The organism is Herbaspirillum sp. WTB6, assembly GCF_057457785.1.
The window spans coordinates 2,661,727-2,684,814 of sequence record NZ_CP176522.1 but is presented as its reverse complement, the minus strand read 5'-3'; the positions used below and the strand labels follow the sequence as shown (position 1 = coordinate 2,684,814).

General features: G+C 62.5%; 19 protein-coding genes. 9 read left to right on the top strand and 10 right to left on the bottom strand.

Annotated features, from left to right (window positions below; translation table 11 throughout):
* Window positions 1–106: 106 nt before the first annotated feature.
* From ACK2VC_RS12545 to ACK2VC_RS12530, 4 genes are all read right to left on the bottom strand, one after another.
* Window positions 107–868 carry an SDR family NAD(P)-dependent oxidoreductase gene (locus tag ACK2VC_RS12545; RefSeq protein ID WP_486730689.1) on the bottom strand — a complete coding sequence of 254 codons (762 nt, stop codon included), beginning with the start codon at window positions 866–868 and terminating at the stop codon, window positions 107–109.
* 97 nt (window positions 869–965) lie between these two features.
* Complete coding sequence (locus tag ACK2VC_RS12540; protein ID WP_486730688.1) at window positions 966–2,513, bottom strand: class I adenylate-forming enzyme family protein; 1,548 nt, start codon at window positions 2,511–2,513, stop codon at window positions 966–968.
* A gap of 50 nt (window positions 2,514–2,563) precedes the next feature.
* Window positions 2,564–3,802, bottom strand: a complete 1,239-nt coding sequence (locus tag ACK2VC_RS12535) for a thiolase family protein (RefSeq protein ID WP_486730687.1) — start codon at window positions 3,800–3,802, stop codon at window positions 2,564–2,566.
* A 124-nt stretch (window positions 3,803–3,926) separates the two neighbouring features.
* The gene (locus ACK2VC_RS12530; RefSeq protein WP_486730686.1) at window positions 3,927–5,024 is read right to left on the bottom strand and encodes a CaiB/BaiF CoA transferase family protein; all 1,098 of its coding nucleotides are present in this window, start codon (window positions 5,022–5,024) and stop codon (window positions 3,927–3,929) included.
* 172 nt (window positions 5,025–5,196) lie between these two features.
* Between ACK2VC_RS12530 and ACK2VC_RS12525 the strand changes: the two genes are divergently transcribed.
* Together ACK2VC_RS12525 and ACK2VC_RS12520 are read left to right on the top strand one after the other, a co-directional pair.
* Window positions 5,197–5,985 carry an enoyl-CoA hydratase/isomerase family protein gene (locus ACK2VC_RS12525; RefSeq protein WP_486730685.1) on the top strand — a complete coding sequence of 263 codons (789 nt, stop codon included), beginning with the start codon at window positions 5,197–5,199 and terminating at the stop codon, window positions 5,983–5,985.
* A gap of 23 nt (window positions 5,986–6,008) precedes the next feature.
* Window positions 6,009–7,229 carry a phenylacetate--CoA ligase family protein gene (locus ACK2VC_RS12520; protein ID WP_486730684.1) on the top strand — a complete coding sequence of 407 codons (1,221 nt, stop codon included), beginning with the start codon at window positions 6,009–6,011 and terminating at the stop codon, window positions 7,227–7,229.
* On the opposite strand, the gene ACK2VC_RS12515 is transcribed toward ACK2VC_RS12520, so the two are convergent.
* From ACK2VC_RS12515 to ACK2VC_RS12505, 3 genes are all read right to left on the bottom strand, one after another.
* The gene (locus ACK2VC_RS12515) at window positions 7,226–8,290 is read right to left on the bottom strand and encodes an MBL fold metallo-hydrolase (protein WP_486730683.1); all 1,065 of its coding nucleotides are present in this window, start codon (window positions 8,288–8,290) and stop codon (window positions 7,226–7,228) included. The two genes, ACK2VC_RS12520 and ACK2VC_RS12515, sit on opposite strands and share 4 nt — an antisense overlap.
* Window positions 8,291–8,340: 50 nt before the next feature.
* Window positions 8,341–9,468: an acyl-CoA dehydrogenase family protein gene (locus tag ACK2VC_RS12510; protein ID WP_486733236.1), complete on the bottom strand. Its 1,128-nt coding sequence runs from the start codon at window positions 9,466–9,468 to the stop codon at window positions 8,341–8,343.
* A 479-nt stretch (window positions 9,469–9,947) separates the two neighbouring features.
* Window positions 9,948–10,631 carry a TetR/AcrR family transcriptional regulator gene (locus tag ACK2VC_RS12505; protein WP_486730682.1) on the bottom strand — a complete coding sequence of 228 codons (684 nt, stop codon included), beginning with the start codon at window positions 10,629–10,631 and terminating at the stop codon, window positions 9,948–9,950.
* A 403-nt stretch (window positions 10,632–11,034) separates the two neighbouring features.
* On the opposite strand from ACK2VC_RS12505, the gene ACK2VC_RS12500 reads away from it, so the two are divergent.
* The 7 genes from ACK2VC_RS12500 (at window position 11,035) to ACK2VC_RS12470 (ending at window position 19,927) form a co-directional block, all read left to right on the top strand.
* A complete protein-coding gene (locus tag ACK2VC_RS12500) occupies window positions 11,035–11,928 on the top strand; it encodes an NAD(P)H-dependent flavin oxidoreductase (RefSeq protein WP_486730681.1) in 894 nt (297 codons plus the stop codon).
* Window positions 11,929–12,384: 456 nt separating this feature from the next.
* On the top strand, window positions 12,385–13,050 hold the full coding sequence (locus tag ACK2VC_RS12495; RefSeq protein ID WP_486730680.1) for a TetR/AcrR family transcriptional regulator: 666 nt from the start codon (window positions 12,385–12,387) through the stop codon (window positions 13,048–13,050).
* Window positions 13,051–13,060: 10 nt separating this feature from the next.
* Entirely contained in the window at window positions 13,061–14,236 is a 1,176-nt protein-coding gene (locus ACK2VC_RS12490; RefSeq protein WP_486730678.1) for an efflux RND transporter periplasmic adaptor subunit, read from the top strand.
* Window positions 14,237–14,316: 80 nt separating this feature from the next.
* A complete protein-coding gene (locus ACK2VC_RS12485) occupies window positions 14,317–17,517 on the top strand; it encodes an efflux RND transporter permease subunit (RefSeq protein ID WP_486730676.1) in 3,201 nt (1,066 codons plus the stop codon).
* A 36-nt stretch (window positions 17,518–17,553) separates the two neighbouring features.
* Window positions 17,554–18,219: a protein-L-isoaspartate O-methyltransferase family protein gene (locus ACK2VC_RS12480; RefSeq protein WP_486730674.1), complete on the top strand. Its 666-nt coding sequence runs from the start codon at window positions 17,554–17,556 to the stop codon at window positions 18,217–18,219.
* A 9-nt stretch (window positions 18,220–18,228) separates the two neighbouring features.
* A complete protein-coding gene (locus ACK2VC_RS12475; protein WP_486730673.1) occupies window positions 18,229–18,552 on the top strand; it encodes a rhodanese-like domain-containing protein in 324 nt (107 codons plus the stop codon).
* Between the two features lie 34 nt (window positions 18,553–18,586).
* Window positions 18,587–19,927 (top strand): TolC family outer membrane protein, encoded by a 1,341-nt coding sequence (locus ACK2VC_RS12470; protein ID WP_486730672.1) that lies wholly within the window; start codon window positions 18,587–18,589, stop codon window positions 19,925–19,927.
* A 104-nt stretch (window positions 19,928–20,031) separates the two neighbouring features.
* On the opposite strand, the gene ACK2VC_RS12465 is transcribed toward ACK2VC_RS12470, so the two are convergent.
* The 3 genes from ACK2VC_RS12465 to ACK2VC_RS12455 are packed head-to-tail and all read right to left on the bottom strand — an operon-like array spanning window position 20,032 to window position 23,008.
* Complete coding sequence (locus tag ACK2VC_RS12465) at window positions 20,032–21,771, bottom strand: cbb3-type cytochrome c oxidase subunit I (protein ID WP_486730671.1); 1,740 nt, start codon at window positions 21,769–21,771, stop codon at window positions 20,032–20,034.
* Window positions 21,772–21,773: 2 nt separating this feature from the next.
* Window positions 21,774–22,736: a c-type cytochrome gene (locus tag ACK2VC_RS12460; protein ID WP_486730670.1), complete on the bottom strand. Its 963-nt coding sequence runs from the start codon at window positions 22,734–22,736 to the stop codon at window positions 21,774–21,776.
* On the bottom strand, window positions 22,733–23,008 hold the full coding sequence (locus ACK2VC_RS12455) for a hypothetical protein (protein WP_486730669.1): 276 nt from the start codon (window positions 23,006–23,008) through the stop codon (window positions 22,733–22,735). The genes ACK2VC_RS12460 and ACK2VC_RS12455 overlap by 4 nt, the downstream gene beginning before the upstream one ends.
* Window positions 23,009–23,088 lie beyond the last annotated feature (80 nt).

The following is a 23,088-nucleotide window of genomic DNA, read 5'->3' as shown; positions in this document are numbered from 1 at the left end:
CTCGTCTCCTGTCGTTTTTTTCTCACGCGGCACCGGCTCGTGGCCCGCGCGCCGCGCTTACTTCCCGGCCGGCGCTCCTTGCGGCGCCTACGGCTTGGTGCGCCAGCTAGCGCGTGCCGACGCGGCCGCCGCCGTCGATACTGATGGTGGTAGCGTTGATGTAGGGGTTTTCCGCGATATGGCGCACCAGGCCGGCGAATTCGTCCGGTTGGCCCATGCGCCCCGGATACAGCACCATGTTATTGATCAGCTTGTCCGCCACTTTGGGCGGCATGCCCGCCGCCATGCCGGTCTCGAACAGGCCGGGCGCGATCGCTACCACGCGGATGCCGTGCTCGGCCAGATCGCGGGCGATCGGCAGCGTCATGCCGATCACGCCGGCCTTGCTGGCGCTATATGCGGCCTGCCCCATCTGGCCTTGCCAGGCGGCGCCGGATGCGGTGTTGAGGACCACGCCGCGCTCGCCGCTCGCGTCCGGTTCATTGCGGGACATGGCAAGCGCCGCATGCCGGATCATGTGGAAAGTACCGCTCAAGTTCACCGCGATGACACGATTCCACAGGTCGATCGGGAACAGTTCGCCTCTCGACAGGGTCTTGCACGGACCAAGGATGCCGGCGCAGTTGACCACGACGTGGATGGCGCCGTGCAATTCCACGACGGCATCGATGCCGGCCTTGATGCCGGCTTCATCGGAGACATCCACCGCCAGCCCCTTCATATCAGGCCCCAGCGCGGTTTGCACGGCCTCGGCATCGAGGTCGAAACCGACCACCCTGGCGCCGGCGGCAAACAGCGCCTTGCAGGTAGCCAATCCAAGACCGGAGGCGGCGCCGGTAACGACGGCGACTTTGTTGTTGAGGTTCATTTGCGGGTTTCCAATTTGTCTGTGGTAAATCTCGGCCAAGCGGCCGCCAGGGCTCGCTCGGCATTTCCTTTTGGCGCGGTGCCGGTATCCTGTTGCGTCACACCGAACGCCATTCGCCTTTCCAGTATTTTTCTCGTATGTCGCGCTTGAGCACCTTGCCCACCGCGCTACGCGGTAATTCGTCCCAGAACTCGATACTTTTCGGTGTCTTGACGCTGCCGAGTTCCTGTTTGCAGAGAGAAATCAGCTCGTCGGCGGCGGCTTGGCAGCCGGGTTTCAGCTGGATCACCGCCTTCACCGCCTCGCCCCACTTTTCATCCGGCACGCCGACGACGGCACAATCCAGCACGGCCGGATGGGTATTCAGCACCGCCTCGATTTCGCTCGGAAAAACGTTGAACCCGCCGCTGACGATCATGTCTTTCTTGCGGTCGACGATGGTGATCAGGCCCCGCGCATCCAGGATGCCGACGTCAGTCGTGTGATGCCAGCCGTAGCCGGACACTTCCGCGGTTTCCGCCGGTTTTTTGTAATAACCCTTCATCACCATCGACGAGCGCACCACGATTTCCCCTTTCTCGCCGGGGGGAAGGATGTTGCCATCGTCGTCCATGATCTCGACACGGGCATAGGGAACTGCGCGGCCGGCCGAGCGCAGCGCTTCCTCGTCGAAACCGCCGTCGGCGTGGATGTAATCCTCCGGTTGTTTGGCCACCACCGGAAAGAGGCATTCGCTTTGCCCGTACACTTCGTAGATCACCGGCCCGAACACCCGCACCGCCTCTTTCAGCTTTTCCGGCGCGATCGGCGCGGCCCCCACCGCCAGGCAGCGCAGCGATGTCAGATCCGTCGCCGCAATCGCAGGGGCGGCAAGCAGGGCATACACGATGGTGGGCGGCATGAACAGATGACTGATGCGCTCACGCTCGATGGTGGCCAGTACCGCCTGCGCATCGAAGCCCGGCAGTACGACCGTGCAGGCGCCACGGGCAGCGCCTGTCAGAGTGATGAAGGCGGCGGCGTGGGTCAGCGGCGCGACCGCCAGGATGCGCGAGCTGGAATCGATCCGCAACGTGCTGAAAATGGAAATCAGCGTCATTTCCAGCGACCGGTTGGAATGCAATGCGCCCTTCGATGGACCGGTCGTTCCGCCAGTCGGCTGCAGCACGCTGGCATGCTCGGGATCTTCCGGCAGCGCGACATATGGCTTGCGATGCGGCGCGATCCAGGTTTCCAGAAATTCTCCGTGCTCGGACGGCCGATCGATGCAGATGAAGCGTCGCACCCGGGGCAACCCGGCTTTCAAGCTCGGGACGATGTGCTCGAAACTGCTGTGGAAAAAAATCAGATCGCAATCCGCATAATCGAGCATTGCCAGGTTAGTGGCCGGCGCATTCCGGGTATGCAACGCGACCCAGACCATTTCCGCCCGGTTGGCCGCGATCTGCAGCAAGCTGATGCGGTAATCGTTGGGCGCGTAAATCGCGACATGGGCACCGCGGCCCAAGCCAGGTTCGCTGGTCAGTGCGTGCGCCGTGGCGTGCACGACTTCCCGCGCCTCGCCATACGTCAGGCGCGTTGCGCCGTCGACGAAGGCTTCGTACCGCGGGAAGCGCGCGGCTGTCGCGTCAAAATAATCTGCCAAACGCAATTTTCTTCTCCTGATTCAACGCTGCTGCGCCGATGCGCAATCCACTAGCGGCCAAGGATGGTGATGCAGGCGACCGCCTCTTCGATGCCTTGCAGGCCACCGCCGTTCTCCGCCAGCGCCAAGCGTGCGCCCATCACCTGCCGCACGCCTGCCTCGTTGCGCAACTGGGTCACCAGCTCGTGCACCTGGGCGATGCCGGTGGCACCGACCGGATGTCCCTTGGATTCCAGGCCACCGGAGGGATTGACCGGAATGCTGCCGCCAATACTGGTTTCACCGCGCTCCGAGAACGGACCACCGTCGCCGAATTCGCAAAACCCGAGATTTTCGATCTGAATGATTTCCCCCATCGCGGTCGCGTCATGGACTTCGGCCACCGAGATGTCTTGCGGTCCAACGCCGGCCAGGTCGTATGCGCGGCGCGCCGCCAGCGCCGTGCAGTGCTGGCGGTAATCGGCCTCGGTCCGATCCGATCCGGTATGGACGATCGACGCCAGCACGCGGATGGCGCGCGATGGATCGATGTTCCAGCGCTTCAGGCCGGCGGCGGTGCAGACCACGGCGGCGGCCGCCCCGTCCGAGATCGGCGAGCACATCGGCAATGTCAGCGGGTAGGTGATCGGCGGCGCGGCGAGGATCTCGTCGGTCGTGTACGCGTTCCGGTATTGCGACAGGGGGTTGTGGACCGAATGCGCGTGATTCTTTGCCGCGACCGCGGCCAACTGTCGCTGGGTGGTGCCGAAGCGCTTCATGTGCGCGCGCGAAAATGCGGCGTAGACGTCCATGAAGACGCTATACGGCTTGGACGATATGCTGCCCTCCGGAACTTCCACACCCTGTCCGAGTTGCAGCAGGCGATCGCGAATTTGCTCGGCCTCGTGCACATCCCAGGCGCTGTCGAACACCGAGAACATGCGGGCGCGGTCGGCGGAATACATCTTTTCCGCACCGACCGCCAGCGCCACATCGGCTGCGCCGGCGCGCAAGTGGTTGACGGCAAGGGTAAACGCGCTGCTGCCGCTGGCGCAGGCATTTTCCACGTTCACCACCGGAATACCGCCCACCCCCATCGAGCGCAGGGTGACCTGGCCGCGGATCATGTGCTGCCCCTCCATATGGCCTTGCGACGCATTGGCAAAGAACGCCGCTTCCAGCGCATCCTTGCCCAGGCCGGCATCCGCCAGCGCGGCTTCGACCGCCTGCCGAGTCAGGGCCTTCATGCTGGTTTCCAGATGGCGTCCGAATGGCGTCATCCCCACACCCACCACGTAAATCTGCTCCATCCCTTTTCTCTCCCTCATCCAGGTCGGCGTCCTGCCGGCATGAGCCCGCCTGCAGGCAACCATACACAAGATTTACTCGTTAGTAAGATAAAAGCCTAATAAGTAATTTAAATTACCAAAAAATCTAATTTTTGAGGCCGGCCATTACGGATTGCGTGTCCGCCCCGAGCGCAGCGACGTCCGACCTCGGCCCCGGATGATCGCCGCCGAAAACTAGCGGCTGCGCCACATGCCAGGAAGCGCCACCGCCCGCGCCTGCGACCTGACGAAACAATCCGCGCTGGCGAAAATGGGGGTCCGACAGCACTTCGTCCAGGGAATTCACCGGCCCCCAGGGGATGCCGGCCTGATCAAACTGCACGCCCCAGGCCTGGCGTGGCTGGCGCGCCAGGCAGGCGGCGATCCGCTCGCGCAAGCGGTCCCGCTCCGCGATCCTCTGCGGGCGCTTCAACGATGCCGCCTCGTCCATGTCGAGCAGCGCGCACAACGGTTCCCAGAACCAATCCTCGTGCGCAATCGATAAGGTCAGCAACTTGCCATCGCCGCATTTGAAGGTGCCGTACGCCGGCTCGTCGTTGACCGATACCGAATCGACGCCATTCATGCGCGGAGCCAGGAGTGTCGTCATCCAGGAAACCAGGCAATCCGTCATCGAAACGTCGATGTAGGTTCCCTTACCGGTTCTCCCGCGCTGCAGCAAGGCCGACAACATCGCTACCAACGTGAACATGGCGGACGAAAGGTCGCCGATCGCCATTTCCGGCGCCGCCTCGATATGTCCGCTGTCAGCCTGGCGGAACAGGAGGCCGGCCAGCGCCTGATAGGAAAGGTCGTGCGCCGGACGATCCCGATAGGGGCCGGTTTGCCCGAATCCGGAGATCGACAGGTACACGATGCGCGGATTGATGGCCGCCACGGAGGAATAATCGAAGCCCAGGCGCGCCATGGTGCCAGGGCGAAAGCCCTCCATCAGGACATCGGCATCGCGGATCAGGCGGCGCAACGCGTCCTTCCCCTGCTCCGATTTCAGATCGAGCACCACCGATTTCTTGTTCCGGTTCAAGGAGGCATGAAAGCCTGGGAACTGGCGCGCCGGATCGCCGGCACCCCGTTCGACAATGATCACTTCGGCGCCGAGATCGGCCGCCACCAAGGTCGCGAACGGACCCGGATACTGCTCGGCCAATGTAAGGACGCGCACGCCTTCAAGCGGGAGAGCCATGATTTTTTCCTATACGAAACCAGGACACCAATCGATTCGGTATTTCGAAAGCCACATACCGGAATCAATTCTACTCGACAGTCAAATAATTTACCATATAATTATTTTTATTTCCAATTAGAAGAATTAGGCTAATAATGGTGCACAGAATCCAACTGATGAGGAATATCCGATGAATGACGCTGAAATCATTTCCGAGGTACGCGGCGGCGCGCTGTGGATCACGATGAACCGTCCTGCCGCGATGAATTCGATCACGCCGCAGGTGTTGACCGGCATCTCCCGCGCCCTGGACCGGGCGCAAGCCGAAAAAGACGTCCGAGCCGTGGTACTGACCGGTACCGGGCGCGCCTTTTGCGCGGGCGCCGATCTGAAATACGTGCAAAGCCAGACCAATGATTCCGGTGACGGAACGAAACGCTTTTTGGGCGACGTCCTGGCGACGATGAATCGCCTGGAGAGCTTCCCACTACCGGTGATCGCCGCCGTAAACGGACTGGCGCTCGCGGGCGGCTTGGAGTTGGTGCTGTGCTGCGACCTGGTGATTGCGGCGCGCTCGGCCAAGCTGGGCGACGCACACGCCAACTACGGCCTGCTTCCGGGCGGCGGCGGGTCGGTGCGGCTGCCGCGCAAGATCGGCCCGACGCGCGCCAAATACCTGCTCTATACGGGAGAGTTCGTCGCGGCCGAGGAACTGGTGGCAGCCGGCCTGGTGAACCTGGTGGTGGACGACGCGGAATTGCCCGCGGCTACCGAAAAACTGGTCGCCAAGCTTGCCAACAAGAGCCCCGTCGGCCTGCGCCGGATGAAGGCACTGGTCGACGATGGCCTGGCCCAACCGATCGAGTCCGCCCTGCGGCTGGAGTTGCTGGCGTCCGAGGTGCATGCCCACAGCGCCGACATGAAGGAAGGACTGGCCGCGTTCAACGAAAAGAGAGCGCCGGTGTTTATCGGCCATTAGCGATTATTTGCGAGGAGACCCAAGTGACATCCAGTGACCGATTTTCCCGTTTGCGCACCGTGCAGGAAACCGCCTGGCGGATGGCGCCGGCCATCCGTGCCATTTATGAACGAACCTGGATGACCCCTGCCGACATTCGGACCGCGGCGGACCTGACACGGCTGCCGATCACAAGCAAGGACGAACTGCTCGCGCTGCAGCAGTCCCACCCGCCGTTCGGCGGATTTCTCGCCGCGCGCGAGCAGGATATCGCGCGGATCTTCGTTTCGCCCGGCCCCCTGCATGAACCCCAACTGCGATCGGACTGCGATGGGCACGGCTTTGCGCGGGTATTCCAGGCGGCCGGCATCGGACCCGGCGACCGCGTGCTGAACACCTGGTCTTATCACCTGGTTCCCGCCGGCCTGCTGCTCGATCAAGGGATTGCCTCCTGCGGCGCCACGGTGATTCCGGCAGGCACCGGCGGTGCCGAGCTGCAGGCGAAAATCGTGCTCGACCTCGGCATCACCTGCATCTGCGCTTCGACCGCATTTTTCATGACCTTGATCGAAACCCTGGAGAATCTGGGACACGGATTGCCGCAGGACTGGAAGGTCCGTGCCGCCATGCTCGGCGGCGAGATGGGCGACTGGATGGGCAAGCGCCGCCGCCTGGAGGAGCGGTACCGCATCCAGACCTTCTCCGCCTATGCCACCGGCGATTTCGGACTGATCGGCTATGAACAGGAAGGCAGGGAGGGTTACGCGATCCACGAAGACCGGCTGCTCCAGATTTGCGACCCGATCACCGGGCTACCGGTCGCGGAAGGCACACCCGGCCAGATCGTCGTCACCACCCTGGCACCCGGCTGGCCGTTGATCCGCTTCGGCACCGGCGACGTCGCCTGCGCCCTCGAAACCGACGCCGATGGATTCGCAGCCCGGATTGGCCCGATACAGGGGCGGGTCGGGCAGGCGGTCAAGGCCAGGGAAATTTTCATTTACCCCAGGCAGTTGGAGGAGTTGGCGATCCGCGTCCCGGGCGTAAAGGCTGCCCAGGCGGTAGTCACCCGTCCCGGCAATCGCGAGGAAGTCACGCTGCGCCTCGCGATCGACCCGACAGCAGAACGCGAATCGCTGGAATTGGCGGCGGCGCAGGAATTCCAGAAATTGTCGCGGCTCAAGCCCGACCACGTCGAATTGCTGGCGATCGACGCCCTGGCGGCGGAAAGCGCGCTGGTCGTGGACCGAAAGGGCGGCGCCTAGAAGATCATCCGGTACCAGGCGCAGCCGTCTTTTTCGATCTGCACCGAGACTTCGCCGCGCGCCACCAGATAGTTGAGATGCGCCAGGCTTTCCCCGGTCGCCATGCTCATCAGATGGTGCTCCGACGTGATCGGCCGCGCGAACAGGGCTCCGTACACGTCGATCGCGCGCCGCGGCTCGCGCAAAGCCTGGCGCAGCCGGTCGAGCGCCCGATGCTGGCTCTGATCGAGCGCATCGAGCCGGCGATGCAAGCCTCGGAACGGCTCGTTATGGGACGGCAACACCAGCACATCGTCCGGCACTTCCCGCTTCAGCTTGCCGAGCGAATCGAGCCAATCGGCCAGCGGATTGGCATCCGGTTCGGTCGGAAAAACCGAGATATTGGAAGAAATGCGCGGCAATACCTGGTCGCCGGAAATCAGCAGCTTCAGTTCGGGGCAATACAGGCAGGCATGTTCGGGCGAATGGCCGTTCCCAACCACGACGCGCCAGCGCCGCGCACCGATCTGAAACTCCTCGCCGTCGTGCAAGCGGCGGTAGCTGTCGGGCAGGGCATAAATCATCTTGCCGAAACCGCCAAAACGGGTACGGTAATTTTCGATGCCGTCCTCGTCCCAGCCGGCCCTGCGGAAAAATTGCACCGCCTCCTCCGGCGCCTCGCGGCCGGTATCGGCGCCGAGCACGCGGCAGCTCAGGTATTCCAGACGGCTGATCCATAGCCGGCAGCCGAACTTCCTGGTCAGCCAGCCGGCCATGCCGATATGGTCGGGATGCATGTGGGTGACGAAGACGCGCGTCAGCGGAGCGTCGAGCGCCCCGGAAAACAACCCGCGCCATGCCGCCGCCGTGTCGGGCGACCAGATGCCGGTATCCACCAGCGCCCAGCCGTCGCCGTCCCGAAGCGCCCACACATTGATGTGGTCGAGCTGAAACGGCAAGTGCATGCGTATCCACAGCACCCCTGGTGCAATTTCCTTGGCACTGCCGGCTGCCGGCGCCGCTCCGTACGGGTAACTCAATCCGGATTTGTCGACCGCCCCGCCCTCGTTTTCCGTACTCATGACGAACTCCCGTTGCGCACCGGCCGTGTCATCCGATCGGCAGGAAAGCCTCAGACCAGGCTGCGTGCGATGATCAGCTTCTGGATGTGGCTGGTGCCTTCATAAATCTTGCAAACCCGGACGTCGCGGCAATAACGCTCGACCGGGAAATCCTTGATATAGCCGTATCCGCCATGAAGCTGCAGGGCGGTCGAGCACACCTTCTCCGCCATCTCGCTGGCGAACAGCTTGGCCATCGAGGCTTCCTTCGCGCACGGAATGTTCGCCTCGACCAGCCGGGCCGCATGCAGCACATACTGGTGCGCGACATCGACCTGCATCGCCATCTCCGCCAGATCGAAGCTGACCGCCTGCAGCTTGATGATCGGTTCGCCATAGGCTTCCCGATCCTTGGCGTAGCGCAAGGCAGCCTCCAGCGCGGCGCGCGCGACGCCGACCGCCTGCGCCGCAATCGCGACCCGGCCGTGCGACAGCAGCGTCATCGTTTGCTGATAGCCGGCGCCTTCGGCGCCGAGAAGGTTTTCCGCCGGCACCCGGCAATCGGTCAATTCGATCTGCGCGAGATGCGCCGTGTGCTGGCCATATTTGCTTTCGACGCGCGCAATGTTGTATCCAGGCTGCTTCGGATCGATCAGGAACAGGCTTTTTCCGCGCTTGCCGGCGGCCGGGTCGGTGACCGCCAGCGCGATCGCCAAGCCGGCCTCGCTGCCGTTCGAGATGAACTGCTTGCTGCCGTTCAGGACATAGTGGGCGCCATCGCGCCGCGCGGAGGTGCGAAACGCCGCGGTATCGGAGCCGGCATGCGGTTCGGTCAGCAGGAAGGCGCCGATATGCATGCCGCTTGCAAGTTGCGGCAAATGCTTGCGTTTTTGCTCCTCGCTACCCGACCACAGCAGCGTCAGGCCGAGGCTGTTGTGGACATGGACGATGGTCGCGAAACCGGCATCCGCGGCCGCGAACTCTTCGATGGCAAGGCAGTAGTCAACGAAGCTCGCTCCCGATCCGCCGTATTCTTCCGGCACCAGCATGCCGAGAAAACCAAGCGCGCCGGCGGCTTTCAACTCATCGTGCGGCCACGCTTGCGATTTGTCCCGCGCGGCTGCCGTCGGCCCAACGACTTCGTTCGCCACTTTTCTGGCGGAGTCGCGGATCATGACTTCCTGTTCGCTCAGGAATATTGTGGAAGTATCGGACATCGTATCTCCTCTGAATCGCGCCGCTTGGAGGCGCATTGTTGTCCCGGTCGACGCAAACCTTGTCTTTTCCTGCTTTCAGGGAGCACCGTCCCTCAGACAAATTCGACCCTTAGGAAAATTATTTTACCTATTGAAAATAAATTCTACTCTAAAGTCAATTATGTTCTCGGCGCATTTGTATGTCAATCATGCCTTGGATCTTCGATGAGACGGCAGCCCTCTCCGCGTCCACAAGAAAAGACGAGGCAGAACCACTTTACCGGGGAGCTGGATAGTTATCGAGAAACCGCTGCCGCCGCGTCAATTCGGGATCGGCGAGTGGATGCTGCTGCCCGGACGACTCCCGGATGGCCGGGCACGCTTCGGGGGGAGTCGAACGCAAGACAAAGGGAAGCGGCCGCCAGCCGCAGTGGGATGCGAGGCAGCCGGATGTAGCGGGAAAGATTTTTATGAAGTTTTTGTCACTTCTGACTTTGAATGCCCTGCACCAGGAATTGCACGAAGGCTTCGGCGATTTCGGTACCGGAGAGTTCGCCGTCGATCCTGAACCAGCGCGGAATGCCGGTGATCGCCCCCATGAACCAGAATACCGCGAGCTTCGGATTGCACTGGACGATGGTTTTGTCGTCTATCCCTTCCTGAATCAGGCTGCGCAGGCGCAGGTCGAACTGCCGGCGGCGCGCCATGATCCGTTTGCGGTCGCTCGGCGTCATGGCATTGTATTCATGCAGGACTGCGGAAGCTCCGAGCTCGCTGGCAAAGTCTTGAATATAGATCGAAAGGAAGCTTTTCAATTTTTCGAGACCGGTTTTACCGGTCGCCATCGCCTGCTCGAACGCCTCGTCACCGATTTCCATCGACAGGCTGTGACACTCATACAACAGCTCCTGCTTGCTCTTGATGTAGTGGTACAACGCCGGCTTGGTGACATTCAGGCTTTTCGCGATGTCGTCGAGCGAGACATTTTGATATCCGCTGTGCCCGAACGCCCGCGACGCTTCCGCGATCACCGCTTGCCGCTTCAGTTGGTATTGCTCATCCTGGCTCTTGACCAGATTGTTCCAGCGCCTAGGCGCGGCCGGCTTTTTCTTGGGAGCCGTCTTCTTCGCTTCGGCGCTTTCGCTAACGCTTTCTGCTTTTCTCAATTTATTTTCCTCGTCCCTGTGCGCGCACAGTCTACTTGCCAATAAAACTTTTTACCCAAGGATCGATTATAAGACCTGCTCTCCATGCGCCAAAGCAGAAGGAGCGCTTGCACTCGACCGGAAGCTGCCTTTTCATGGTGTCCAGAGACACATCCCACCATTTACCGTTTCTTCATTCGACGCGAATTCAACCATACGGTAATATTATTAAACAACAAGTAAATTATGCTCTTATAGTCGCCGGCACGCATAGCGCACTCCAAAATACACGGCCGCAGCCTCGGAGGCGGCTGAACAGCAACTGCCGTCTGTCCACAGATTAATTGCCCCACTTCACACCATGACTTGTAACCGCTTCTGTCGAATCCCTGGTCCGAATGTGCTACCTGTGATCGTGGCGCCAATGTTTCTTGTTTCCGGCCCTAAACTGGTCAACGCCTGTTGCAAAGCCGGCGTGATTGGCTCATTCCCCTCCATCAATGCACGCACTCCGGAACTATTCGAACACTGGCTCCAAGAGATCGAGGCAGCGCTCGCCGATGCCCGCGCAACGGCGCCGGAAAAACCGGTGGCGCCCTACGCGGTCAACCTCATCATGCATCCGACCAATGGCCGGCGCGATATCGACCTCGCCATCCTCGCGCGCTATCGCGTGCCGTTGGTGATTGCCAGCGTCGGCAATCCAGCACCGGCCGTCGGTACGGTACGCGGTTACGGCGGCCAGGTATTTTGCGATGTGGCCACGGTCAGGCATGCGCGCCGCGCCCTCGAGGCTGGCGTGGATGGCTTGATCCTGCTATGCGCTGGTGCCGGCGGACATTCCGGATGGCTCAACCCGTTCGCATTCCTGCGGGAGGTGCGCGACTTTTTCGGTGGCCCGATCGTATTGGCCGGGGGAATCGCGAACGGCCAGGCGATCCGCGCCGCACAAATACTCGGCGCCGATGGTGTCTATATGGGAACACGGTTCCTGGCAGCCAGCGAAAGCCTGGCCTCGGAAGACTATAAGGCTGCCCTCGCCGTCAGCGGTGCTGACGACATCGTGTTAACCACGGCGGTCAGCGGGTTGCCCGGGAATTTCCTGCGCCAAAGCCTGGAGCGCTATGGTTTGCATCGGACGGGCGGCGCCGACCAAGCTTTTCAAATACCGACTGGGGAAAGCGAGGGCAAGCGCTGGCGGGACATCTGGAGTGCCGGCCATGCAGTGGGCGCAATACATACCGTTGAGCCGGCCGCGGCGATCGTGCAGACGCTGGCCGAGGAATTCCGGCAATCCGCCTCGGCGGCCCCCGCCTGAAAAACCTTTCATAACCGTCAACCCAGCCGACCATCGAAGCCTCCTGCAAGCTCGCGTCAACTGCACGTTGATGCCGCTTGCAGGTAGCAAGGCAACGAAGCCGCGGCCGGCAGCATGCTCTGCCATGGGTTGAACCGTCTTGTTCGCATTCACCCCATTTGCCAGCTCACTCGCTCCCCGCTTTGTACAGAGGGAGGCGTACGCCGGCCACCGTGCCCCGGGGGTTGGCACTGGTTCCGCATGGCAGAGATGAATGGGCCAGCGGGATGCGTTTTCTGCCGATTCCTGATGCGGCGTTTTGCTGTTACGCACACGTGATCGGGAGAGCGCAACCGTCCAATCATTCCCCGCATGGGATACGGAAAATTGGTGGCAAATCAACCTGCCTTGACGGCATCCGTAATGCCGATTACATTACTGACCCAAAAGTAAGTTATTCTCCAGGCTGCCTCCAAGATGACCTGCCCGTTCCATGACAAGCCCCGCTGGGCACGCCGCAAGGAAGCGCGCCCGCAGGAACTGCTAGGGGCTGCCCTGGAGCAGTTCGTCGAACGCGGCTATGCGGCAACCCGGCTGGAAGACGTAGCAAGGCAGGCGGGCGTGTCGAAAGGCACCCTGTATCTGTATTTCGCCAACAAGGAAGAATTATTCAAGGCAGTGGTGCGCGAAAACATCGTGCCGGTGATCGGCGAAGCGGAACAGGCGATCGATGGCTATGCCGGCGATAGCGCCACCTTGTTCCGCGAAATCATGCTCGGCTGGTGGCAACGCATCGGCGACACGCCGCTGTCCGGCATTAGCAAGCTGATGATCGCCGAATCCGGCAATTTTCCGGGGCTGGCGCGCTTTTACCAGGAAGAAGTCATCGCGCGTGGCAGCGCCATCGTGGTGCGCATGCTGGAACGCGGCATCGCGCGCGGGGAATTTCGCCCGGGCAACCCACATATGCTTGCCAGCGTGGTGATGGCGCCGATGCTGATGCTGATGCTGTCGAAACACTCACTTAATGCCTGTCAGGCGCAACCGCTGCCCCCGCAGGAATACCTGAACAGTTTCATTGATCTATGCCTGCGTGGCCTGCTGGAAAACAAGCTCTCTGCCCCTCCCACTGCCAAACAATAATGGACTCTTCATGCTGAAACGCCGTACCTTCTGGATCGTCCTGCTGATTGTCGCCGCTGCCGCGGCAGGCGCCGTAACGCTTAAAAAGCGCACCCGGCCGGCGCCGGCCGTTGCCATCAGCGCCGCCGCGCCGGCCACGCTGGAATTTCTGCCGGGCGACCTGATCGTAGTGGAGGCGCGTGATCTGCGCCAGACCATGGCGCTGACCGGCTCGCTGCGCGCCCTGAACCAGGTCACGGTTAAGGCTCGCGTAGCCGGCCAGGTACGCGAAGTCATGGCGCGCGAAGGCGAAGCGGTGAAGAGCGGCCAGGTGCTGCTCAGCATGGATCCGAGCGAATACCAAGCGCGCGTCCATCAGGCACAGGGTGCGCTGGAAGCCGCCCGTGGCCAAGTCGACATCGCCAGCAAGACGCGCGACAACAACCAGGCCTTGCTGGCCAAGGGTTTCATTTCGCAAAACGCCTATACCACCGCCGCCAGCCAGTATGACATCGCGCGCGCCAATCTCGATTCGGCGCGCGGTGCGCTGGATGCGGCGCGCAAATCACTGAACGACACTGTGATCCGGGCCCCGCTGTCCGGCCAAGTCAGCAGCCGCACGGTGCAGCCGGGCGAAAAAGTGGCGCCGGACAATCGGCTGCTGGATATCGTCGACCTGCGCCAACTGGAATTGGCGGCCGCAGTGCCGGCAGCCGAGATCATGCGCATCGCGGTGGGTCAAAAGGTCCAGGTCGGCGTTGAAGGCTTGGCCGCTCCAGTGCCGGGCACGGTGGTGCGCATCAACCCGGCGACCGAGTCCGGCTCGCGCTCGATCATGACTTTTATCCGAGTCGACAATCCAACCGGGGTACTGCGCGCCGGCATGTTTGCCGAAGCCCAGTTGACGCTGGCCGACAAGACTGGCGCGCTTACCGTGCCGCAATCGGCGCTGCAAAGTACGGCCGGAAAACCGTGGGTGTATGCGATTGAAAACGGCAAGCTGGTGCAGAAAATGGTAACGCTCGGCATGCGCGGACGCGATGCTGACGGCATTGCGGTTGAAGTCACCAGCGGCCTGGAGCGCGGCGCGCAAATCGTCAAGACCAACCTCGGCAACCTGCCGCTCGGCACGCCGATCCGCCTGTTGCAAGCGGCCACGGATGCGACTCCGGCCGCTGCTGCTGCCAGCACGGTAGAGGCGCAATGATGGCGCGCCGCCCGAAGTCCAAGCCCGGCGTCGCCGGCCGCGCGACACCCATCGCAACCACCGCCAAACGGAGCTGACGCATGTGGTTCACCCGCATCAGTATCGGTAATCCCGTGCTGGCAACCATGATGATGTTGGCATTCGTGGTGCTTGGCCTGTTTTCCTACAAGAACCTGCGCGTCGATCAATTCCCCGACGTCACCTTCCCGGTGGTGGTGGTGCAGACCGACTATCCGGGCGCCTCGCCGGAAACGGTCGAGTCCGACATCACGCGCAAGATCGAGGAAGCGGTCAATACCGTCAACGGCATCAATGCGCTGACCTCGCGCTCCTATGAGGGTTCGTCGGTGGTCATCATCGAATTCGTGCTGACCGTCGATCCGGCGCAGGCGGCGCAGGACGTGCGGGAAAAGGTGGCGCTGATCCGCTCCGCTTTCCGCAAGGAGGTCAAGGAGCCGCGCATCACCCGCTACGACCCGGCCGACCAGCCGATTTTTTCGGTTGCCGTCAGCAACGATCCGGGCGCGGCCCAGCAGCGCAGCCTGCGCGAACTGACTACGATCGCCGACCAGGTAGTCAAGAAGCGGCTGGAAAACGTGCGTGGGGTCGGTTCGGTTTCGCTGGTGGGCGGCGTCAAGCGTGAAATCGACATCTACGTCAACCCGATCGCGATGGAAGCGCTCGGCATTGGCGTCGATCAGATCATCAACGCGGTACGCAACGAAAACCAGGAGTTGCCGACTGGCGCCATCCGCTCGCTGGCCAACGAGAAAATTGTCCAGGTGCAGGGACGCATCCGCAATCCCCAGGATTTCGGCAACATCATCGTCGCCCGCCGCGGCGGCCAGCCGGTGACGCTGGCGCAGGTTGCGCGCGTGATCGACGGCCAGGAAGAACAAGACAGCCTGGCGCTATACAACGGGCAGCGCACCATGGCACTCAATATCGTGAAGGCGCAGGGCCAGAACACGATCGAGGTTGCGGATGGGCTGAACGCGGCATTGAAAGAATTGGAGCCGCGCATGCAGATGCTGTATCCGGGCGTCAAGACCGAGGTCATCCGCGACGGCTCGCGCCAGATCCGGGTCGGCGTGCAGAACGTGCGCAGCACCTTGCTGGAGGGTGCCGCGCTGACCATCCTGATCGTGTTCCTGTTCCTGAATTCCTGGCGCTCGACGGTGATCACCGGCCTGACTTTGCCGGTGGCGCTGATCGGCACCTTCCTGTTCATGCAAATGTTCGGCTTCACGATCAACATGCTGACGCTGATGGCGCTGTCGCTCTGCGTCGGCCTCCTGATCGACGATGCGATCGTGGTGCGCGAAAACATCGTGCGCCATGCCGGGATGCGCGTAAATGGCCGCTTCAAGGATCACAAGACGGCGGCGCTGGAAGGTACCGCCGAAATCGGGCTGGCAGTCTTGGCCACCACGCTGTCGATCGTGGCGGTGTTCCTGCCGGTCGGTTTCATGGGCGGCATCATCGGCCGCTTTTTCCACCAGTTCGGCGTCACGGTGGCAGCTGCGGTGCTGATCTCGATGTTCGTGTCGTTCACGCTCGACCCGATGCTGTCTTCGGTCTGGCACGACCCGGTGGTCCATGGCCACAGCGGCGAGAGGCGCGGCTGGTACGCCAACACCGTCGGCCGCGTACTGGAACAGTTCGAACGGCTGGTGCAGCGGTTTTCCGACGCCTACCAGTATCTGCTGAAATGGTCGTTGCGGCATCGGCTGTTGACGCTGGCGATCGCCTTCCTCACTTTCGTCGCCGGCCTAGCGATCCCGGCGGTAGGCCTGATCGGCACCGAATTCGTGCCGCAGGCCGATTACTCGGAAACCGGCGTGACCTTCTACACCCCGGTCGGCTCCTCGCTGGAATTCACCGAATCGAAGACGCACCAGGTGGAGGCGGTGCTGCGCGAATTTCCGGAAGTGCGCGACATCTACAGTACCGTGAATACCGGCACTTCCCAAGGCAAGAGCTACGCCAGCGTCTATGTACGGCTGGTGCCGCGCGAACAGCGCGCGCGCAGCACCACCCAGATGATCCCGCTGCTGCGCGAGCGGCTGACGCAGATTGCCGGCATCACGGTAACCCACATTGGCGCCATGGATGGTGTGGGCGGCGACAACAAGCAGTTGCGGCTGTCGCTGCTCGGCAGCGACCTGAAGCAGTTGGCGTCGCTGTCGGAGCAGGCGCAAGCCAGGATGCTGGCGATTCCCGGCTTGGTCGACCTCGATTCCAACCTGAAGGCGGAAAAGCCGACCATCTCGGTGCAACCCAAGCGCGATCTGGCAGCCGACCTCGGTATTGGTGTAGCGCAGATCGGCGGCACGCTGCGCCCGCTCCTGGCGGGGGAAGCTGCCAGCAGCTGGCGTGCTGCGGATGACGAAAACTACGACGTCAACGTGCGCCTGGCGCCGGATGACCGCAACGCCACCGAAGATTTGTCGCGCTTGATGCTGGCTTCCAGCCAAAGCAATGCCGACGGCTCGCCGAAGATGGTGCCGCTACGCCAGGTGGCTGACATCATCCCCTCGACCGGCGCCAACCAGATCAACCGGCGCGACCTGAACCGCGAGGTGGAACTGTCGGCCAACGTCGCGCAGCGCTCGGCCGGGGAGGTCAATGCCGACGTCAAGCACGCACTGGACAGCATCCACTGGCCGCCCGGCTATCGCTACCAGATCGGCGGCGCCACCAAGAACATGCAGGAATCGTTCGGCTATGCGCTGTCAGCGCTGGGGCTGGCGATCATCTTCATCTACATGATCCTGGCCTCGCAATTCGCCAGCTTCCTGCAGCCGCTGGCCATCATGTCGGCGCTGCCGATGACGCTGATCGGCGTATTCCTGGCGCTGATGCTGTTCCGCTCGACCCTGAACATTTTCTCGATCATCGGCTTCATCATGCTGATGGGGCTGGTCACCAAGAACGCGATCCTGCTGGTCGATTTCGCCAACCAGGCGCGCCGCGCCGGGGCCGAACGCGGCGCCGCGTTGCTGGAGGCGGCGCATGTGCGGCTGCGACCGATCCTGATGACCACGCTGGCGATGGTGTTCGGCATGGTGCCGCTCGCCTTCGGCATGGCGGAAGGCTCGGAGCAGCGGGCGCCGATGGGGCAGGCAGTGATCGGCGGCATCATCACGTCTTCGCTGTTGACGCTGGTGGTGGTACCGGTGATCTATACCTATCTGGATGATCTGGCAGCCTGGGCCCGGCGGCGTCGGCAAGGGGTAGGCAGCCGGCCGCATGCGGTCGAAATCGATACCCCCCTTTGATAGAATGACGGTTCCCTTCTTCCGGCAAACACTGACATGAATATCGAACAAGCCCGCTTCAATATGATCGAACAGCAGATCCGTCCCTGGGACGTGCTGAATCAGGATGTGCTTGACTTGCTGCAGGTAGTGCGACGCGAGGAATTCGTGCCTGCGGCCTACCGCAGCCTGGCGTTCGCCGACTGCGAAATTCCGCTGCCGTGCGGCGCCAACATGCTGACACCCAAATTCGAGGCGCGCATCCTGCAGGAAGCGGCGCTGAAGAAGCATGAGACGGTGCTCGAAATCGGCGCCGGCTCCGGCTATATGGCGGCGCTGCTGGCGTATATGGGACGGCAGGTGACCAGCGTCGAAATCGAACCGGAGCTCAAGGCCCTGGCGGAAAAAAACCTGGCCGCCAACGGCATTTCCAATGTCGAGGTGGCGCTGGGCAATGGCGCCCAGGGCTGGCCGGCGGCCGGGCAGGCGCAACCGCTATGGGACGTGATCGTGATTTCTGGCTCCCTGCCGGTCTTGCCGGACCGGTTCCTGCAGCAATTGAAGGTCGGCGGCCGGCTGCTGGCCGTGCTGGGTCAGGCCCCGGCCATGACCGCCCAATTGATCACGCGCAGCACCGAAACCGCATACAACACGCTGACCCTGTTTGAAACCGACATCAAGCCGCTGCGCGACGCAACGCTGCCGTCAGCCTTTAAATTCTAAGGAAAACCCATGTGGGACATCAGCGCGCCGCAACTGGCCGCCTGGCTCGACGATGCCTCACGGCCGCCGCCATTCTTGCTGGATGTCAGGGAACCCTGGGAGTTCGAGACCTGCCATATCGACGGCGCGCGGCTACTGCCGATGCGCACCATCCCGCAACATCTGGCGCAACTCGATCCGCCCGCACCCATCGTCTGCATCTGCCATCACGGCGCGCGCAGCCTGCAAGTGGCGGCGTTCCTGGAGCGGAACGGCTTTGCCGACGTCGGCAACTTGACCGGTGGCGTGCATGCCTGGGCATTGCAGGTCGATCCTGCGATGCCCACCTACTGACTTTCATGAGTGTGTTTCATCTCCGGAGAATTGCATGCGCAACCGCTTAGCCATCCCGCGCCTGGTCCCGCTGATCGCCGCGCTATTTTCCAGCCCGCTGCTCGCGTGGAACGCGGAAGCGGCCGATCTGCTGCAGATCTACAGCCAGGCGCTGGCCAACGACGCGGTCTACGCCAGCGCACGCTCGGCCCAAGTCGCGGGCCAGGAAAAGGCGGTACAAGGCCGCGCCAACCTGCTGCCCGGCATCGGACTCGGCGGCAGCTACACCCGGAATAGCAGCGACGCCACTGGCAGCGCCGATTATTCCGCCAACAGCTACCGTTTATCCCTGACGCAACCGCTGCTCAACCTCGGCAACTGGGAGAGCTATCAGCAAAGCAAGCTGGCGGTAGTACTGGCCGATACCCAGTTCGCGCAAGCGCAGCAAGACCTGATCGTTCGCGTGTCGCAAGCCTATTTCGATGTGCTGACGGCGCAGGACACGCTGCTCTTCCTCCGGCAACAGCAAGCATTCATCAGCGAGCAACTGGCTTCCGCCAAACGCAATTTCGAAGTCGGAACGGCCACTATCACCGACACCAACGAGGCGCAGGCGCGCTTCGACCTGAGCCTGGCGCAGCAGATCGCGGCGCAAAGCGATCTCGAAGTCAAGCGCGCGGCATTGCAGCAAATCGTCGGCGACGCGCCGGCCGAACTGGCACCGCTGCGCCCGGGAGTCAAGCTCTCGGCACCGGAACCGGCGCAACTCAACCTGTGGGTCACCAGCGCCGAAAACCAGAACTACGAAGTGCTGCGCCAGCAACTGGCGCTGGAAATCGCCAAACGCGAAATCAAGCGCAACCGCGCCGGCCATTATCCGACCGTCGATCTGATCGCCAGCCGCAGCCACAGCAATAGCAATCAGTCGAGCGTTCTGAGCCCGAACGGCGGCACCGTGAATTCGAATTCGATTGGCGTGCAATGGTCGATCCCGCTGTTTTCCGGCTTTGCGGTCGACAGCAAGGTGCGCGAAGCGATCGCGCTGGAAGACAAGGCGCGCAACGACCTGCTGTTTACGCAACGGACTTCGGCGCAGGCGGCACGGCAGGCATTCGCCGGCGTCAACAACGGTCTGGCGCAAGTGCGCGCGCTGGAAGCGGCCGAAGTGTCCAGCCAGTCGGCTCTCGAATCGAACAAGCTCGGCTACCAGGTCGGCGTGCGCATCAACATCGATGTACTGAACGCCGAGCAACAACTGTATTCCACCCGGCGCGACCTGGCGAAGGCGCGCTACGACACAGTGATGAACGGCTTGCGCCTGAAAGCGGCAGTCGGCTCATTGCGGGAAGAGGACCTGGCGCAGGTCAACCAGTTGCTGGCGCCGGCTGCCTACTGAGCATCCGTCCTACCTTGCCGAGGGTGATCGGGCCGCGCTGCGCCCTACGCGGCACCGGGGGTTCGACTCATCGAGCCGAACCGCCCTGCGTATCTCGCGCTGCCTTACGAACCCACTGCTACCGGCGCGCCGATCGCTGCAGTGCCTTCGGCAGTTGGCGCCGCTGCCAAGCCGCGCGCTTCCAGCGAACTCAGGAAGCGCCAGACAAACAGCAGCGTCACCAGCAGCAGCCCCGGATAGCCTATCCCGGCCATCAGGTATGGCAGCGTCGGATCGCCTGCCTGCACCCGCGGCAAGTTGAAGCTGAGCAGGCCGAACGTGATGACCGCGCCAAACAGCCACATCCCCAGCAGCCAGATACCGGTTTCGTAGCCGCTCAGCGGCCGCGACCAGCCGCTTGCCGGCACCACAGATTCCGCATGCCGGTCGATGTCGGCTTGGCCGCCCACCGCCGACACCTTGGCCGCGGCGACGGCCCTGGCGCCACGCCCCAGCGTCACCAGATCGAACACCAGTACCCCGGTGCCGATCGCGAACACCATGCCGAATAGCGGCACCAGCAGCTTGAACAGGCCCATGGCCGGGAACACGTCGCCGCCGAACCAGTCCAGTCCCAGTGTACGGTAGACAAAGACCTGGACCGTGCCGCCGATGGCAAACGCGAACGCCATGCCCAGCATGCCGATGAACACCAGCCAGAAGGCCAGCCGTCCCATGCGCTGGTCGAAAGCCGGCACCTTGCGCAGCAGCGGAATCGCATAATAGGCGGCGGCAATTCCCAGCATGCCAAAGGTTCCGAACAGCGCCAGGTGGGCGTGGCTTGGCGTCACCCAGGTGCCGTGCGACCAGACGTTGGTCAGCGCAAACGTCATGGTAAAACCGAGAATGCCGGCGCCGACCTGCTCCAGAATCACCGAACCGAGGATGAAGTAGAACGCAGGCGCGTTTTCCAGCGGCCGTCGGTCGTGGTGCGCATCCAGATAGATATGCCAGAAGCAGAAGATCAGTGGCAACGGCTCCAGCGCCGAAAATAGCGAACCCCAGAACTGCCAGAATTCGGGCGTGCCGATCCAGAAATAATGATGAGCGTTACCCAGCAGGCCGGACAGCCACACCATGGTCACACCCCAGAACACGGCATAGCCCACGGTCTTGACGTCGGCCCGGAACATCAGCACCAGCAGGAAGCCGACCAGGCTGATGTGGATCACTTCCCATACACCCTCGACCCAATAGTGCACCACATACCAGCGGAAGTATTCGCTCACATCCAAGCGCTCGATGAAGAACAGGCCGAACACCCAAACCAGCGTCAGCGCCAGGACGCCCAGTCCCAGGCCCCAATGGATTTCATTCCACTTGCGCAGCGGCGGGAAGGTCCTCAGCACCACATAGGTCAGGATGGCGAAGCCGATCAGGATCACGATATCGGCGATGCGGCCGGCTTCCAGGTATTCCAGCCCTTCCTGGAACCACGGCTGCCCGAGCCACCAGCCGGCAATCCCATACTGCGCCATGGCCTGCGCGATAACGTTCCAGATCACCACCGCCACCAGCGCCACGAACAGGAACTTGATCAACCACGGCGCCGCCAACTCGCGCTCGGACAGCAGCGGTCCGACAAACAGGATGGTGCCGATGAAGCCGGCCAGAATCCAGACAATGCCGAGATTCAGATGCTCGGAGCGCATCACGTTGAAATTCAGGACGCCCGACAGCAGCGTCGGGTCGACCTGCTGCGCCGCCAGCATCAAGCCAAAACCGACCTGGACCAGGAACAGCACCAGCATCAGCAGGAAAAAGCGCAGGCTCAGGCGCTGGGTTTCATACTGGATCTTGATCATCGTCATTCTCCCTTCAAGCTGCGGATATAGGCGACGATGGCGTCCACCTCGTCTGCCTTGAGCAGGCTGGCATAGGCCGGCATGACGCCGGCCGGATAGCCGGCGACGACCTTGCTGTCCGGCTCGCGGATCGATTCCGCCAGATAGGCGTCGTCCGCGGTCACCGCGGCGCCGGAAGCCAGGCTCACCCGGGCGCCATACAGGCCGCCCCAACCCGGGCCCACCAACCGTTGCTGGGCGCTGGAATGGCACGACATGCAGCCATACTCCTGCGCGACCCTGACGCCATGTGCAGCCGCATCGGCGGCAGCCGGTGCCGCGGCGGCTGCCGCCGGTGCGACCAGGGCGGTCCCCAGCGGCTTGGCCGAATGTGCAGCCTGGGCAAACTTGAGCCCGTCCACCTTCGGCTTCGGCGGCCAGCCTTCGTTGTTCATCAAAGACGTGTATTTCAGGAAGGCCACCAGATGACCGACCTCATCCTTGCTGAGCGGCAAATTCGGCATGAAGCTCGTGCCGCCGCCGCGCCGCTCGACCCGCTCGGCAGCGCCCGGATAGCGCTTGAAATAAGCTTCCGCCGATTCGCTCTCCGGCTCCGCCGCTGCTGCCACGTTTTGCAATTGCGTGCGCACCGCGGCGCTGGTAGGCCAGCTTGCCGCCGAAGGCAAAAATGCCGCCAGCCAGGCCGGGCCGGCGCGCTCATACACCTTGGTCAGGTCAGGGCCGAAATAGGCGCCGTTGCCGACGATCGTGTGGCAGCCCATGCAGTTGTACGACTGGAATACGCGCTTGCCTTCCACCGCGTTGTAGCTGCCAAAGGCTACCTTGTCCGGCGTCACTTGGCCCCGCTCCTTCAGGAAAGAGAATACGGACAGGGCTGCGAACAGCAGTGCCATCAGGCCCAGCACGCCGATCGCGATTCGGCGCTTGCGCGGCTCCTCGCATTTTCCGTCAGCGCCGCAGCTCATGGCCGGTCTCCTTCATCGTTGACATCGGGATTCGCATTGGGCGCCTGGGCCGCGGCATGTTCCAGCGCATCGTGCTCGAACAGCGTGCGCAGGCTCCCCAGGAACACGTAAAAGACATACACCGACAAGATGAAACCAACTGCAAAGTAAAGCTGCCACATCGTGTGCGACTCCGGCCAATACTGGAAGTCGCGCCAGAATGGCCATGACAACAGGAAAGCGGCGGCGCTGGCAAACGCCGCCAGCGTGATATCGATGGTTCGCTGTACCATGTTTCCCCTCCAGACGTGGATTGAATTTCATTCGAGCAAGCCTTGGCAAACGCTACCCCGCATGTTTTACCCAGTCAACG